Below are 14,032 nucleotides of genomic sequence, written 5' to 3' on the forward strand. Positions count from 1 at the left end.
TCGCGTATCGAGCCAGGTCGTTCGAGTCAGTTCAGCGGCTAGCTGCAGCGATTGCTTCTCCAACAGGTTGTGCAAGACACGGGGTCACGCTTCCAATGGGCGTCTCGTGTTCAAGCCCACTTGCACAGCCGTGAATTTCTTTCACACTTAGGGGCTTGTATGACTAACGCAGTTACCGTCGCAAAGGATAAGGCGTATGTAGTTCCGTTCGAGCAGTTGCGGATGACCGACGTGGAAATCGTCGGTGGCAAGAACGCGTCGTTGGGCGAGATGATCAGTCAGCTCGCTGAAGCCGGTGTGCGAGTGCCGACCGGTTTCGCCACCACGGCGCTGGCTTTCCGCGACTTCCTGCATCACAACAATCTGACCGAACGCATCGCCAAACGTCTCGAAACGCTCGACGTCGACGACGTGAAGGCGCTCGCCGAAGCGGGCAAGGAAATCCGTCAATGGATCGTCGACGCGCCGATGCAGCCGCAGCTCGAAGCCGACATTCGCGCGGGCTTCGACACGCTGCAGAACAGCTCGCCTGAAGAGCTGTCGTTTGCCGTGCGTTCGTCGGCCACCGCCGAAGACTTGCCGGATGCTTCGTTCGCGGGTCAGCAGGAAAGCTACCTCAACGTGGTCGGCATCGACGACGTGCTCGATCGCATGAAGCACGTGTTCGCGTCGCTGTATAACGACCGCGCTATCTCCTATCGCGTCCACAAGGGCTTCACGCATGCTGAAGTCGCGTTGTCGGCGGGCGTGCAGCGCATGGTGCGCTCGGACGTCGGCGCGGCAGGCGTGATGTTCACGCTGGACACCGAGTCGGGCTTCAAGGACGCTGTCTTCATCACGTCGAGCTACGGTCTCGGCGAAACTGTCGTGCAAGGCGCGGTGAATCCGGACGAGTTCTACGTCTTCAAGACCACGCTCGCGCAAGGCAAGTATCCGATCATCCGCCGCTCGATCGGCTCGAAGCTGATCAAGATGGAATTCACGAAGGCCGGCGAGCAGGGCCGCGTGAAGACCGTCGACGTGCCGCACGAGCAGCGCAACCGCTTCTCGATCACCGACGAAGACGTGATCGAACTGGCGAAGTACGCGGTCATCATCGAAAAGCACTACGAGCGTCCGATGGACATCGAGTGGGGCAAGGACGGCCGCGACGGCAAGATTTTCATTCTGCAGGCGCGTCCGGAAACGGTGAAGAGCCAGGCGGCGGGCAAGGCCGAGCAGCGCTTCAAGCTGAAGGGCCAGTCGAACGTGCTGGCCACGGGCCGTGCGATCGGCCAGAAGATCGGCGCGGGTCCGGTGCGCGTGATTCACGATCCGTCGGAAATGGACCGTGTGCAACCGGGCGACGTGCTGGTCGCCGACATGACCGACCCGAACTGGGAACCGGTGATGAAGCGCGCGTCGGCGATCGTCACGAATCGTGGCGGGCGGACCTGCCACGCGGCGATCATCGCGCGTGAACTCGGCGTGCCGGCGGTGGTCGGCTGCGGCGACGCGACCGACGTGCTGAAGGAAGGCGCGCTCGTGACCGTGTCGTGCGCGGAAGGCGACGAAGGCAAGATTTACGACGGCCTGCTCGAAACCGAAATCACCGAAGTGCAGCGTGGCGAACTGCCGCCGATTCCGGTGAAGATCATGATGAACGTCGGCAATCCGCAACTCGCGTTCGACTTCTCGCAACTGCCGAACGCAGGCGTGGGTCTCGCGCGACTCGAGTTCATCATCAACAACAACATCGGCGTTCACCCGAAGGCGATTCTCGAGTACCCGAACATCGATCAGGACCTGAAGAAGGCTGTCGAAAGCGTGGCTCGCGGTCACGCATCGCCGCGCGCGTTCTACGTCGACAAGCTGACCGAAGGTATCGCGACGATCGCCGCGGCGTTCTATCCGAAGCCCGTGATCGTGCGTCTGTCGGACTTCAAGTCGAACGAGTACAAAAAGCTGATCGGTGGTTCGCGCTACGAGCCGGACGAAGAAAACCCGATGCTGGGTTTCCGTGGCGCATCGCGCTATATCGCCGAAGACTTCGCCGAAGCGTTCCAGATGGAATGCATCGCGCTGAAGAAGGTGCGTGAAGAAATGGGCCTCGACAACGTCGAGATCATGGTGCCGTTCGTGCGTACGCTGAAGCAGGCGGAGCGCGTGGTCGGGCTGCTGGAGAAGTTCGGCCTGAAGCGCGGCGAGAAGGGTCTGCGCCTGATCATGATGTGCGAAGTGCCGTCGAACGCGATTCTCGCCGAAGAATTCCTGCAATTCTTCGACGGCTTCTCGATCGGTTCGAACGACCTGACACAGCTCACGCTCGGTCTCGACCGTGACTCCGGCATGGAACTGCTGGCCGTCGATTTCGACGAACGCGATCCGGCGGTCAAGTTCATGCTCAAGCGCGCGATCGAAACCTGCTTGCGCCTGAACAAGTACGTCGGCATCTGCGGTCAGGGCCCGTCGGATCATCCGGATTTCGCGCAATGGCTGACGGACGAAGGCATTGCGTCGATCTCGCTGAACCCGGACACGATTATCGAGACGTGGCAGCAACTGGCGAAGTCGGCGAACAAGTAAAGCGTGCGGCATGCCGCTTTTCAGGCGGCATGCATAACGCGAGGTGCGGTACGTCAAACGCGTGTTGAAGCGCACCGCATCGCCCGTTGAAATGCACCCGCTTCGTGCTATAAACACCCCGGTAGATCCGGGGTGTTTTGCTTTGTGGAGGTCGACGTGGCGCCAGGTGGATTGTTCTGGTGGATCGGGGCGGGCGTGCTGGTCGTGCTGGAGATGACGAGCGGCACCTTCTATCTGTTGATGATTGCGTTGGGCTTCGTCGCAGCCGCGCTGGCGCACATCGCGGGCGCCGGCACGGACCTGCAGTTCGCGGTGGCCGCGGGCGTCGCGCTGGCGGCGGTGCTGCTGCTCAGGCGCTCGCGCTTCGGCCGCCGCCCGCGCAAGCAGGCATCGCGCAATCCGGATGTCAATCTCGACATCGGGCAGACGCTGAGCGTGCCGGCGTGGCATGAGCGCCGGGCGCGCGTCAATTATCGTGGCGCGGCGTGGGACGTCGAACTGGCCGCGGGCGAGCCCGAGGATGCGCAGGTCTATGAAATCGTGGAGTTGCGCGGCAGTTGTCTCGTGGTTGTCGCGAGCCGCCAGCCAAAGGCCAACGCGACCGCGGCCTGAGCGCGTGTGCGCTCGCGGATGCGGCTGCTCCGGCGTTTGCGTCGTGCACACCCGCATTCGTGTTCTGCATTTGCGTTAATACGCACAACTATTCGAACCAGGGACCGGAGGACAAATATGGATTCAACCATCGTCGGGGCCGTGCTGCTGATCGTCGTGATCGTGCTGGCGTCGCAGACCATCAAGATCGTGCCGCAGCAGCACGCGTGGGTGCTGGAGCGCCTCGGCCGCTATCACAGTACGCTGACGCCGGGCTTGAGCTTCGCGTTTCCATTCGTCGACCGGATCGCGTACAAGCACATCCTCAAGGAGATCCCGCTCGAAGTGCCGAGCCAGGTCTGTATCACGCGCGACAACACGCAGTTGCAGGTGGACGGCGTGCTGTACTTCCAGGTCACCGATCCGATGAAGGCGTCGTACGGGTCGAGCAACTTTGTGTTCGCGATCACGCAGTTGTCGCAGACCACGCTGCGCTCGGTGATCGGCAAGCTGGAACTCGACAAGACCTTCGAGGAGCGCGACTTCATCAACCACAGCATCGTCTCGTCGCTCGATGAAGCGGCGGCGAACTGGGGCGTGAAGGTGCTGCGCTACGAGATCAAGGATCTGACGCCGCCCAAGGAGATCCTGCACGCGATGCAGGCGCAGATCACCGCGGAGCGCGAGAAACGCGCGCTGATCGCGGCGTCGGAAGGGCGCAAGCAGGAGCAGATCAATATCGCGTCGGGCGGCCGTGAGGCGGCGATCCAGAAGTCCGAAGGCGAGCGCCAGGCGGCGATCAACCAGGCGCAGGGCCAGGCGTCGGCGATTCTGGCGGTGGCCGAGGCGAACTCGCAGGCAATCCAGAAGATCGCCGCCGCGATTCAGTCGAACGGCGGGATGGAAGCGGTGAACCTGAAGGTGGCCGAACAATACGTGAACGCGTTCGGCAATCTGGCGAAGCAGGGCACGACGCTGATCGTGCCAGGCAATCTCGCGGATATGAGTTCGATGATTGCGTCCGCGTTGACGATCGTCAGCAAAGGCAAGGACAAGGGCGCTGCTGAGGTGCGTTAAGCGTTGCGCAGGGGCGTAGCGCTGCATCAGGTATCGCTGTCCGCTGCAAAAACAGAATGGCCCGCAGATTGTGCGGGCCATTTTTTTTCTTTGAGCGCTTGCGGGGACGGTGCCAATGCGCGGCTCATCGCGCGGCGCTGGTTGGCGAGGCGTTGCATTCGCACCGGCGCTCGCCGCGAATGGAAGCGTGCGTCTCCGATCAGCTCGGCGAGCGCATCAACCGCGCCTTCTCACGTTCCCAGTCGCGCTTCTTCTCGGTTTCGCGCTTGTCGTGCTGCTTCTTGCCCTTGGCGAGGCCGATCTCGCATTTGACGCGGCCGCCCTTGTAGTGGAAGTTCAGCGGTACGAGCGTGTAGCCGCGCTGCTCGACCTTGCCGATCAGTTTGCTGATCTCTTCGCTATGCAGCAGCAGCTTGCGCGTGCGGACCGGGTCGGGATTGATGTGGGTCGAGGCTTCGGGCAGCGGGCTGATGTGCGTGCCGATCAGGAACAGTTCGTTATTCTTGATAACGACGTAACCTTCCTTGATCTGGCCGCGCCCGGCGCGCAGCGCCTTGACCTCCCATCCTTCGAGCACGAGCCCTGCTTCATAGCGTTCTTCGACCGAGTAGTCGTAGAAGGCTTTTCTGTTGTCGATGATGCTCATGAATGGAAAGTGCCCAACTCGTTTAAAATCACGATTTTAGCAAAGCGGGGCAAGGAAAGCCCGCGGCGCTTTTCAACCCGCTTGTCCACCCTTGCCACGCGCTGTTCAATTTATGGCAGATGTCCAGAAAACCGTGTTGATCCGCCATTCGGCGGAACAGATGTTCGACCTCGTCACCGACGTCGCCGATTACCCCAACTTCCTGCCCTGGTGCGGAGGAGTCGAGATCCGCCACCGCGACGAAACCAGCATGGAGGCGAAGATCGACATCAACTTCAAGGGCATCAAGCAGCACTTCGCCACGCGCAACAGCATGGAGCGACCCACGCGCATCGATATGGAATTCGCGGACGGTCCGTTTCGCAGGTTCACCGGCTTCTGGCGGTTCACGCCGTTGCGCGCGGATGCCTGCAAGATCGAATTCGCGCTGCACTACGAATTCACCAACATCATCCTCGAGAAGATCATTGGGCCGGTGTTCAATCACATCGCCAATACGTTCGTCGAGTCATTCGTGAAGCGCGCCGATCAGCGCTACGGTAAGGCATGAGCGCGCGTCTGTCGATCGAAGTCTGCTACGCGGCGTCGGAAGGGCAGACGCTGATCGCCGTGGACTTGCCCGAGGGCGCCACGCTGCAACAGGCGCTCGACGCGAGCGGCATCCTGCAGCGCTATCCGGCAATCGATCTGAACACGCAGAAGGTGGGTGTGTTCGGCAAGCTCAAGCCGCTCGATGCGGTGCTGGCCGATCACGATCGGGTGGAGATCTACCGGCCGCTGCTGGTGGATCCGAAGCTGTCGCGGCAACGCCGTGTCGAGAAGACCCGCAAGGCCGGGTCGATCGAAGGGCGGCGTTGGCAGAATCGGGATTCGCGATAGGGCACGCTGGTGTGCAGCGCGGCGCGTCACAGCAAAGCAAAGTCAGGCAGCAAGTCGTGCCACGCCGTCAGCCCGCGCCGGCCTCAAGGCGTTGAAACCTGCGCCTTCTCCTTGATCGGCGCAACCGCCGACGAGTCATCGTCCGCATGCTGGCGCACCGACCAGCAGACCCCTGCCACCAGCAGCAGGATCGCCGCCAGTTCCAGCGGACGCGGCAGGCGCTGGTCGTAGATGAACGCATAGAGCAGCGCGAAGAGCGTCTCGAACACGATCATCTGGCCGGACAGCGTCAGCGGCAGCCGCTTCGAAGCGGCATTCCACAGCCCGTTGCCGAGCCAGGACGCGCCGATCGCGAGGCCGAGGTTCAGCATCCAGAACGTGTGCCAACGCGCATCGGCCAGCTCGCCTTGCGGGCCGCCCGACGGCAGCACCGCGATCACGAGCCACAACGCCGCGCCGAGCGCGCCCGTCACCACGCCCCACAGCACGGACCATTCATTGCCGCTGAAATGCGTCTGGCGCTGCAGGTAGCGCGCGTTTTCGACCGCGAACCACGTCCAGCAAACGAGCGCGCCGACCGCGCAGCCGACCCCGAGCAGCTTGGTGGCGACGCTCACTGGCGTACTGCCGGCCACCGTGAACACATCGATATTGATGCAGACGATGCCCGCCATCACCACCGCGAGCGGCCATGCGAGGCGGGCGAGCGGCACCGCGCCGTGATCGCGCCGGCCGAGCAGCGTGACCGTGACCGGCAGCACGCCGACGATCAGCGACGCCGGTGCAATGCCGATCAGATGCACGGCCGCCGTCAGCAGCAGGTAGTAGATGAGATTGCCGGCCAGCGCCAGTTTCACCAGCGCGCCGAGATCTTCGCGGGTCAGCCGCTTGACGAGCGAGCGGGCCATCGGCAACGCGGCGGCCAGCGAGACGATGCCGTACATCGTGTAGCGGCCCGCGCTGAGCAGCAGCGGCGAGAAGTCGGGCAGCACGCGCGGCACCAGAAAAACCATACCCCATAAAGCCCCGGCCATTACTCCATATGCCACACCGCGCTGCATCGACTGCCCCTGCAAGAAAACTGGAATGGTGCGCAGGATAGCCGTTCGGTGGGGCGCGCGTCTTGTTCGATTCTGCATTCGGGCAACTTTCCGCGCTTTCTTCCTTTCGGTTCGCCGTCTTCCACGGCGCCGCGGGGTTTGCGCGGGCCGCGCGACACCGGCCGCCGTCGCGTCGCGCGTGGCTGAATCACGGCCGGCAAGACGCGGCGGCGTGCGGTTGCCCCCGAACGCGCAAACGAAACCCGATCGAACCCGAGCCGAACCGATAAGCGAAATCGAAGCGCCCAAAGTCACGAAAAAAATCGCCTGAAATTCGCTAAGCTGCTGTTCGCGCAGTGAAAACCGGGGAGGTATCGCGTATAATTCGCTTTTGCGCCTATAGGATTTGCCATGCGTCTGATCCAAACAGCACTCACGTTTGATGACGTGCTCCTCGTCCCGGCTTTCTCCGATGTTCTGCCGCGCGACACCAGCCTCAAGACCCGGCTGACCCGCAACATTTCCCTGAATATGCCGCTCGTGTCCGCCGCCATGGACACCGTCACCGAAGCACGCCTCGCCATTGCGATGGCGCAAATGGGTGGCGTGGGCATCATCCACAAGAACCTCACGCCGGCCGAGCAGGCGCGTGAAGTCGCCAAGGTCAAGCGTTTCGAGTCTGGCGTCGTGCGCGATCCGATCACGGTGCCGCCGCAGATGAAAGTGCGCGACGTGATCGCGCTGTCGCAGCAACATGGCATTTCGGGCTTCCCGGTCGTCGAAGGTGCGCAACTGATCGGCATCGTCACGAACCGCGACCTGCGCTTCGAAGAGCGTCTGGACGAGCCGGTGCGCGCCATCATGACGCCGCGCGAGCGCCTCGTCACCGTCAAGGAAGGCACGCCGCTCGCCGAAGCGAAGGCGCTGATGCACAGCCACCGCCTGGAGCGCGTGCTGGTGATCAACGACGCATTCGAACTGCGCGGCCTGATGACCGTCAAGGACATCACCAAGCAGACCGAACACCCGGACGCCTGTAAAGACGAGCACGGCAAGCTGCGCGCAGGCGCGGCAGTCGGCGTCGGCGCGGACAACGAAGAGCGCGTCGAACTGCTGGTGCAGGCGGGCGTCGACGTGATCGTCGTCGATACCGCGCACGGTCACAGCAAGGGCGTGCTCGAGCGCGTCAAGTGGGTCAAGCAGAACTTCCCGCACGTCGAAGTGATCGGCGGCAACATCGCCACCGCGGCGGCCGCCAAAGCGCTCGTCGAGTACGGCGCGGACGGCGTGAAGGTCGGTATCGGCCCGGGCTCGATCTGCACGACGCGGATCGTCGCCGGCGTCGGCGTGCCGCAAGTCACCGCGATCTCCAACGTCTCGGAAGCACTGAAGGGCACAGGCGTGCCGGTCATCGCCGACGGCGGCGTGCGCTTCTCGGGCGACGTCAGCAAGGCGTTGGCAGCGGGCGCAAACGCCGTGATGATGGGCAGCATGTTCGCCGGCACCGAAGAAGCGCCGGGCGACGTGTTCCTGTATCAGGGCCGTCAGTACAAGTCGTACCGCGGCATGGGTTCGGTCGGCGCGATGAAGGACGGCGCGGCGGACCGCTACTTCCAGGACAACTCCGCGAACATCGACAAGCTGGTGCCGGAAGGTATCGAAGGCCGCGTCGCGTACAAGGGCTCGGTCAACGCGATCCTGTTCCAGTTGATCGGCGGCGTGCGCGCGAGCATGGGTTACTGCGGCTGCCGCACGATCGCGGAGATGAACGACAAGGCCGAGTTCGTGCAGATCACCGGCGCGGGCCTGCGCGAGTCGCACGTGCATGACGTGCAGATCACCAAGGAAGCGCCCAACTACCACGTGGACTAAACGCAATGAAGCCACTGCTGCGCGTTGTACTCATCCTCGATGCCTTGTTGTTGCTTGCGTTCGGCCTGTTGTTTCTGCTGACGCCCTGGACTTCGTTGTACGACGCGCTGCAGTTGGTGCAGACCCAGCCGGCTCTGGTCGGCCAGGGGTTTGGCGTGGCGCTGATCGGACTCGCGTGGCTGGCCTTGCACGCGTCGTTCGACGGGGCGCTGACCTCGGCGGTCGCCAAGGTCGTCGGTCACGTGAACTGGCTGACCGGCGTGCTGATGCTGATCTGGCTGCTCGGTCTGCATACACCGGCGCTCACCACGTTCGGGCAGATCGTCGCCGTGCTGGCTGGAGTGGCGCTGGTGGTGGTCGGTCTCGGCGGAGTGCGTTTGTCGGGTGCGGTGCGGCGGCGCGAAAAGGGCGTCGTGGTCAAAAGCGCTTCCAGCCGTGCTGAAAAGCGCGCGGCCAAAGCAGCCGAGGCCGAGGCCGCGAAAGAAGCGGAAAAGCGTCGCGAGCTCGAGCGTGAAGCCGCCCGCGAGCCGCGCGTCACAGCGGGCTTTCCGGTCTATCGGGCGGAGCCGGTTGTCGAACCTGTAGTGCCGGCGACCCGGCCTGTCAATCCCGCCAGCCCGGTGCATCCTGTGAGTTCCGTTTCGGCAACGCCGGTGCATCCGGTCGTCGACGAAGCCGGTCTGACGGATGCAGAGCGCGCAGCCCGGGCCGCGCGCGACGAAACCCGCAACGCCACCGCCGACGCGTCCGGTGCGCCCCGGCCGCCGCTTCATGGCTGACGCGCTGCGCGCCACGCCGTCCGCCGAAGCTACCGGATTCCGTTCGCGCCTCCGTTCGCGCGCACCGCAGGCAGATGGCTGCGCCAGTACGCTTCATCGTCACGTTTCATGCTCGATCGTTCCCCCGTGGATCGCTTTGAATTCAACGCCGCGCTTCGTGCGCGGCATTCCGTATTTGCTCACTTTTGACTCCGTCCGCTGCCATGCATGACAAGATCCTGATCCTCGACTTCGGTTCGCAAGTCACCCAACTGATTGCACGTCGCGTTCGCGAAGCCAACGTGTACTCGGAAATTCATCCGTACGACGTCGATGCGTCGTTCATTCGCGACTTCGCGCCGAAGGGCGTGATCCTCTCCGGCGGTCCGAGCTCGGTCACCGAAACGGATACGCCGCGGGTGCCGCAAGCGGTGTTCGAACTCGGCGTGCCGGTGCTCGGCATCTGCTACGGCATGCAGGCGATGGCCGAGCAGCTGGGCGGCAAGGTCGACATCGGCCATCTGCGCGAATTCGGTTATGCCGAAGTGCGCGCGCGCAATCATACGAGCCTGCTCGAAGGCATCAGCGACTTCACCACGCCGGAAGGTCACGGCATGCTGAAGGTGTGGATGAGCCACGGCGACAAGGTGCTGGAAATGCCGCCGGGCTTCGCGCTGATGGCGTCGACGGAATCCTGCCCGATCGCGGCGATGGCCGATGAACAGCGCCGCTTCTACGGCCTGCAATGGCACCCGGAAGTCACGCACACCGTGCAGGGCCGCGCGATGCTCGAACGCTTCGTGCTGCAGATCTGCGGCGCGCGGGCCGACTGGGAAATGGGCAACTACATCGACGAAGCCGTCGCGAAGATCCGCGAGCAGGTGGGCAACGAGCATGTGATTCTGGGGCTGTCGGGCGGCGTGGATTCGTCGGTGGCGGCGGCGTTGCTGCATCGTGCGATCGGCGATCAACTCACTTGCGTGTTCGTCGACCATGGCTTGCTGCGCCTGAACGAAGCCGAGCAGGTGATGGCGACTTTCGCCGATCACCTCGGCGTGAAGGTGATTCACGTCGACGCAAGCGATGTGTTCCTGCGCAAGCTGGCCGGCGTGACCGATCCGGAAGCGAAGCGCAAGATCATCGGCGCGGAGTTCGTCGAGGTGTTCCAGACCGAAGCCGGCAAGCTGACCGACGCGAAGTGGCTGGCGCAGGGCACGATCTATCCGGACGTGATCGAATCGGCCGGCAAGGGCAAGAAGGGCGCGCAGACCATCAAGAGCCACCACAACGTGGGCGGGTTGCCGGAGACGCTGAATCTGAAGCTGCTCGAACCGCTGCGCGAATTGTTCAAGGACGAAGTGCGCGAACTCGGCGTGAAGCTCGGTTTGCCGCCGGCGATGGTGTATCGCCACCCGTTCCCGGGCCCGGGTCTGGGCGTGCGGATTCTCGGCGAAGTGCGACGCGATTTCGCGGACCTGCTGCGCCGCGCGGACGCGATTTTCATCGAGACGCTGCGTACGTTCATCGACAAGGAAACCGGCAAGTCGTGGTACGACCTGACGAGCCAGGCGTTCGCGGTGTTTCTGCCGGTGAAGAGCGTCGGCGTGATGGGCGACGGCCGGACTTACGAGTACGTCGTCGCGCTGCGCGCGGTGCAGACGCTGGACTTCATGACCGCGCATTGGGCGCATCTGCCGCATGAACTGCTGGGGCATGTGTCGAACCGGATCATCAACGAAGTGCGCGGGATCAACCGGGTGGTGTACGACATCTCGGGTAAGCCGCCGGCGACGATCGAGTGGGAATAACCGGGCCGGTTTAACGGCATGAAGGAGGGGCGCTGCGGCGCCCTTTTTTATTGACTATCGGGGTTTCGATTTCTTTCTGCGCTTAAGCTCCGGTTCGACGGCTGCGCGCGCGATCAACCGATTCGGCCAACTCACGCGCGCGGCCGAGCGCGTCGCTGATGGCCGCCAGCACCTTGTCGCGGGCCGCGTCATCCTGTTGCCGCAGCGCGAACGAAGGATGATAGGTCGCGATACCCCAGCCGCTATCCAGCTCGAACGGCGCATCGAAATAGTCTCGCAGGTTGGCTTTCTCGCGCAGCAGTGCGGCGAGCGCCGTTGCGCCCAGCGTGACGATCACCGTCGGCCGTACGCGTTCCAGTTCCCGTTCGAGCCAGTAGGAACACGCTTGAACCTCGCGTTGTGCCGGCGTCTTGTGCAGCCTGCGCTTGCCGCGCGGCTCCCACTTGAAGTGCTTGACCGCGTTGGTGAGATAAACCTGCTCACGCGCGAGGCCCGCGCGAGTCATCGCGAGCTCCAGCAGTTGCCCGGCCGGTCCGACGAAGGGTTGGCCGCTCAGGTCTTCGTGATCGCCGGGCTGTTCGCCGATCAGCATGATGCGCGCATTGGGCGGTCCCGCTCCGGGCACGGCCTGCGTCGCGTTGCGCCACAATTCGCACCGCCGGCAGCTATCGAGCGATGAAGCTTCCTCGCGAACGGGTTGCGCGTTTTCCGCTTCGATCGGAATCGACTTGCCGCCGAGCGCGCCGACCCCGCTCGCCTGCGCAATACGGCGCGCACCGCTTTTAGCCTCGCTGATCATCCCGGGGATCAGCGAGCCTTCCGGCAATCCCTTCCAGAAACGCACCGGCATGTGCTGTTCGAGCGCCGCTTCGTTGAGTCGCGCAGGGTTGAACGTGCTGCGGTAATAAGCAAGCCAGAGCGTCTCGGCTTCGTCCGCGGTATCGCAACGGTGCTCGCCGGGCAGCGCGCGCCGTTGATCCAGATGCAGCGCGCGGCCGTCCCAGAACGCGGCTCCGCGGGGCGTCGCGATCAGCCACGACGAGCGGCCCATGCGCTGCGCAAAGTGCTCGGCCGCCCACGCGAGCACATCATGCTCGGGTTCGTACCACGCGATGTATTCGGGCGGCGTTCGAGCCGCCGACGCCGCTTTGCGAAACCGGACATACGCGATCATGTCGTGCTTCGCGCGACGCACGCTTCTGGCCATCCGATAAAGCTGCGCGCCATCCGCATCGGCCGGCGATGCAGCCGCGCGATCGCCTTGTTGCCAACGCCACAGCACCTTGTACAGAAAAGCCCAGCGCTGCGGCTCGCGATACAACGCGGCGTCCTGCAACAGCGCGGCCAGTTCCTTCGATACATGGACAGTCGCAGCCGTGGGCTCCGGTAGCACCGTGGCCGCGGCGCTCGCTGTTGCGTCATAGTCGAACAGTGCCTGCTCCTGCTGCAACCCTGGCGGCCCGGTCACGCGCCAGTCGATCGTTTCCGGCGCGAGGTCTTCGGCCAGCGCACCGAGGGCGGCCGCGCGCCATGCGGCGAAATGGTCTTCGATAACGATCGCACGCATCGGGACGCTTTACAGCAGGGTCAGTTGCACCGGCGCGGGCGTCAACTCGCGCCGCAACCGCGCCGACGACGCATCCTGCATGGCCGCGCGATAGTCTTGTGTGACGACAAACGGCTTGATCTTGTCCAGCGGACAGCGCAGCCGCACGAGATCTTCGTAACGCACGCGCCGCGAGCGCCGCAACTCGACCAGCCGTTTCGCATTGCGCAGGCCGATGCCCGGCACCCGCGCAATCATGCGCAACGGCGCGCGGTTCAGATCCACCGGAAACTGCTCGCGATGCGCCAATGCCCATGCGAGCTTCGGATCGATTTCCAGCGACAGATTGCCTGGTTGTTCGAACAGTTCGTCCGCGTTGAAGCCGTAGCTTCGCAACAGAAAATCGGCCTGATACAGCCGATGTTCGCGCAGCAACGGAGGCGCCTCGGCCGGCAGCGCGGAAGGGCTGTCGGGAATCGGGCTGAAGGCCGAGTAATACACACGTTTGAGCTTGTAAGACCCATACAGCGTTTCGGCGGTCCGGAGGATCGTGCTGTCGTTGGTCTGGTCGGCGCCGACGATCATCTGCGTGCTCTGCCCGGCGGGCGCGAAGCCCGGCGCCTTCGCGTCGCTTTGCGCCTCTTCCTGCGCGAGCCGGATCGAGCCCATCGCGAGCTTGATGGTGTGGACGTTCTTCTCTGGCGCGAGCCGTGCAAGGCTGCCGTCGGTTGGCAGTTCGATATTCACGCTCAGTCGATCCGCGTAGCGCCCGGCTTGCGCAATGAGTTGCGGATCGGCGTCCGGAATGGTCTTCAGATGAAGATAGCCACGAAACTGGTGATCTTCGCGCAACGACTGCGCGACCTGCACCAGTTGCTCCATCGTGTAGTTCGTCGACTGGATGATGCCGGAACTCAAAAACAGCCCGTCGATGTAATTGCGCCGGTAGAAGTCCAGCGTGAGTTCGACGACCTCTTCAGGTGTAAAGCGGGCACGCGGCACGTTGCTCGAACGACGATTGACGCAATACTGGCAGTCGTACAAGCAGAAATTGGTGAGCAGTATTTTCAGCAACGATACGCAGCGCCCGTCCGGCGTGAAGCTATGGCAAATACCCGCACCGGTGCTTGCGCCCAGCCCGACGATACCCCGCGAGCCGCGTTTGGGCGCGCCGCTGCTCGCGCAGGACGCATCGTATTTTGCTGCGTCGGCCAATACTTCGAGCTTTTTGAGCAGTTCCACGTTGCCGT

The 14,032-nt window shown here is 63.6% G+C and carries 12 protein-coding genes; 8 read left to right on the forward strand and 4 right to left on the reverse strand.

What is annotated here, in order from left to right; translation table 11 throughout:
- Positions 1-159 precede the first annotated feature (159 nt).
- The 3 genes from ppsA to BGI01S_RS05675 all read left to right on the forward strand — a co-directional run bounded on the left by ppsA (position 160) and on the right by BGI01S_RS05675 (position 4,233).
- Positions 160-2,565 carry a phosphoenolpyruvate synthase gene (gene ppsA, locus BGI01S_RS05665; RefSeq protein ID WP_042323144.1) on the forward strand — a complete coding sequence of 802 codons (2,406 nt, stop codon included), beginning with the start codon at positions 160-162 and terminating at the stop codon, positions 2,563-2,565.
- Between the two features lie 156 nt (positions 2,566-2,721).
- The gene (locus BGI01S_RS05670; protein ID WP_042323146.1) at positions 2,722-3,177 is read left to right on the forward strand and encodes an NfeD family protein; all 456 of its coding nucleotides are present in this window, start codon (positions 2,722-2,724) and stop codon (positions 3,175-3,177) included.
- 117 nt (positions 3,178-3,294) lie between these two features.
- Positions 3,295-4,233: an SPFH domain-containing protein gene (locus tag BGI01S_RS05675; RefSeq protein WP_042323148.1), complete on the forward strand. Its 939-nt coding sequence runs from the start codon at positions 3,295-3,297 to the stop codon at positions 4,231-4,233.
- Between the two features lie 199 nt (positions 4,234-4,432).
- Here BGI01S_RS05675 and smpB read toward each other — a convergent pair whose 3' ends face one another.
- The gene (smpB, locus tag BGI01S_RS05680) at positions 4,433-4,879 is read right to left on the reverse strand and encodes an SsrA-binding protein SmpB (RefSeq protein ID WP_042323149.1); all 447 of its coding nucleotides are present in this window, start codon (positions 4,877-4,879) and stop codon (positions 4,433-4,435) included.
- Positions 4,880-4,991: 112 nt separating this feature from the next.
- Between smpB and BGI01S_RS05685 the strand changes: the two genes are divergently transcribed.
- Both BGI01S_RS05685 and BGI01S_RS05690 read left to right on the forward strand, forming a co-directional pair.
- Positions 4,992-5,429, forward strand: a complete 438-nt coding sequence (locus BGI01S_RS05685) for a type II toxin-antitoxin system RatA family toxin (RefSeq protein WP_042323151.1) — start codon at positions 4,992-4,994, stop codon at positions 5,427-5,429.
- Positions 5,426-5,758, forward strand: a complete 333-nt coding sequence (locus BGI01S_RS05690; protein WP_042323153.1) for an RnfH family protein — start codon at positions 5,426-5,428, stop codon at positions 5,756-5,758. The genes BGI01S_RS05685 and BGI01S_RS05690 overlap by 4 nt, the downstream gene beginning before the upstream one ends.
- 83 nt (positions 5,759-5,841) lie before the next feature.
- Here the strand turns inward: BGI01S_RS05690 and BGI01S_RS05695 are convergent, their stop codons facing one another.
- Positions 5,842-6,819, reverse strand: a complete 978-nt coding sequence (locus tag BGI01S_RS05695) for a DMT family transporter (RefSeq protein ID WP_042324434.1) — start codon at positions 6,817-6,819, stop codon at positions 5,842-5,844.
- Positions 6,820-7,209: 390 nt separating this feature from the next.
- On the opposite strand from BGI01S_RS05695, the gene guaB reads away from it, so the two are divergent.
- The 3 genes from guaB (at position 7,210) to guaA (ending at position 11,236) form a co-directional block, all read left to right on the forward strand.
- Complete coding sequence (gene guaB / locus BGI01S_RS05700) at positions 7,210-8,670, forward strand: IMP dehydrogenase (RefSeq protein WP_042323155.1); 1,461 nt, start codon at positions 7,210-7,212, stop codon at positions 8,668-8,670.
- A gap of 5 nt (positions 8,671-8,675) precedes the next feature.
- Positions 8,676-9,449: a hypothetical protein gene (locus BGI01S_RS05705; RefSeq protein WP_042323157.1), complete on the forward strand. Its 774-nt coding sequence runs from the start codon at positions 8,676-8,678 to the stop codon at positions 9,447-9,449.
- 203 nt (positions 9,450-9,652) lie between these two features.
- Positions 9,653-11,236, forward strand: coding sequence for a glutamine-hydrolyzing GMP synthase (gene guaA, locus BGI01S_RS05710; RefSeq protein ID WP_042323159.1), 1,584 nt, complete (start codon positions 9,653-9,655; stop codon positions 11,234-11,236).
- 82 nt (positions 11,237-11,318) lie between these two features.
- On the opposite strand, the gene BGI01S_RS05715 is transcribed toward guaA, so the two are convergent.
- The gene (locus tag BGI01S_RS05715) at positions 11,319-12,803 is read right to left on the reverse strand and encodes a UdgX family uracil-DNA binding protein (protein WP_042323161.1); all 1,485 of its coding nucleotides are present in this window, start codon (positions 12,801-12,803) and stop codon (positions 11,319-11,321) included.
- Positions 12,804-12,812: 9 nt separating this feature from the next.
- The gene (locus BGI01S_RS05720; RefSeq protein ID WP_042323164.1) at positions 12,813-14,024 is read right to left on the reverse strand and encodes a putative DNA modification/repair radical SAM protein; all 1,212 of its coding nucleotides are present in this window, start codon (positions 14,022-14,024) and stop codon (positions 12,813-12,815) included.
- Positions 14,025-14,032: the final 8 nt, after the last annotated feature.

It is taken from the genome of Paraburkholderia ginsengisoli NBRC 100965, assembly GCF_000739735.1.
GTDB lineage: Bacteria > Pseudomonadota > Gammaproteobacteria > Burkholderiales > Burkholderiaceae > Paraburkholderia > Paraburkholderia ginsengisoli.

What these genes read in the sequence shown, in the direction of transcription:
- ppsA (WP_042323144.1), top strand. Translation starts at nt 160, where the DNA reads ATGACTAACGCAGTTACCGTCGCAAAGGATAAGGCGTATGTAGTTCCG.
- BGI01S_RS05675 (WP_042323148.1), top strand. Translation starts at nt 3,295, where the DNA reads ATGGATTCAACCATCGTCGGGGCCGTGCTGCTGATCGTCGTGATCGTG.
- smpB (WP_042323149.1), bottom strand. Translation starts at nt 4,879, where the DNA reads ATGAGCATCATCGACAACAGAAAAGCCTTCTACGACTACTCGGTCGAA.
- BGI01S_RS05685 (WP_042323151.1), top strand. Translation starts at nt 4,992, where the DNA reads ATGGCAGATGTCCAGAAAACCGTGTTGATCCGCCATTCGGCGGAACAG.
- BGI01S_RS05690 (WP_042323153.1), top strand. Translation starts at nt 5,426, where the DNA reads ATGAGCGCGCGTCTGTCGATCGAAGTCTGCTACGCGGCGTCGGAAGGG.
- BGI01S_RS05695 (WP_042324434.1), bottom strand. Translation starts at nt 6,819, where the DNA reads ATGCAGCGCGGTGTGGCATATGGAGTAATGGCCGGGGCTTTATGGGGT.
- guaB (WP_042323155.1), top strand. Translation starts at nt 7,210, where the DNA reads ATGCGTCTGATCCAAACAGCACTCACGTTTGATGACGTGCTCCTCGTC.
- BGI01S_RS05705 (WP_042323157.1), top strand. Translation starts at nt 8,676, where the DNA reads ATGAAGCCACTGCTGCGCGTTGTACTCATCCTCGATGCCTTGTTGTTG.
- guaA (WP_042323159.1), top strand. Translation starts at nt 9,653, where the DNA reads ATGCATGACAAGATCCTGATCCTCGACTTCGGTTCGCAAGTCACCCAA.
- BGI01S_RS05715 (WP_042323161.1), bottom strand. Translation starts at nt 12,803, where the DNA reads ATGCGTGCGATCGTTATCGAAGACCATTTCGCCGCATGGCGCGCGGCC.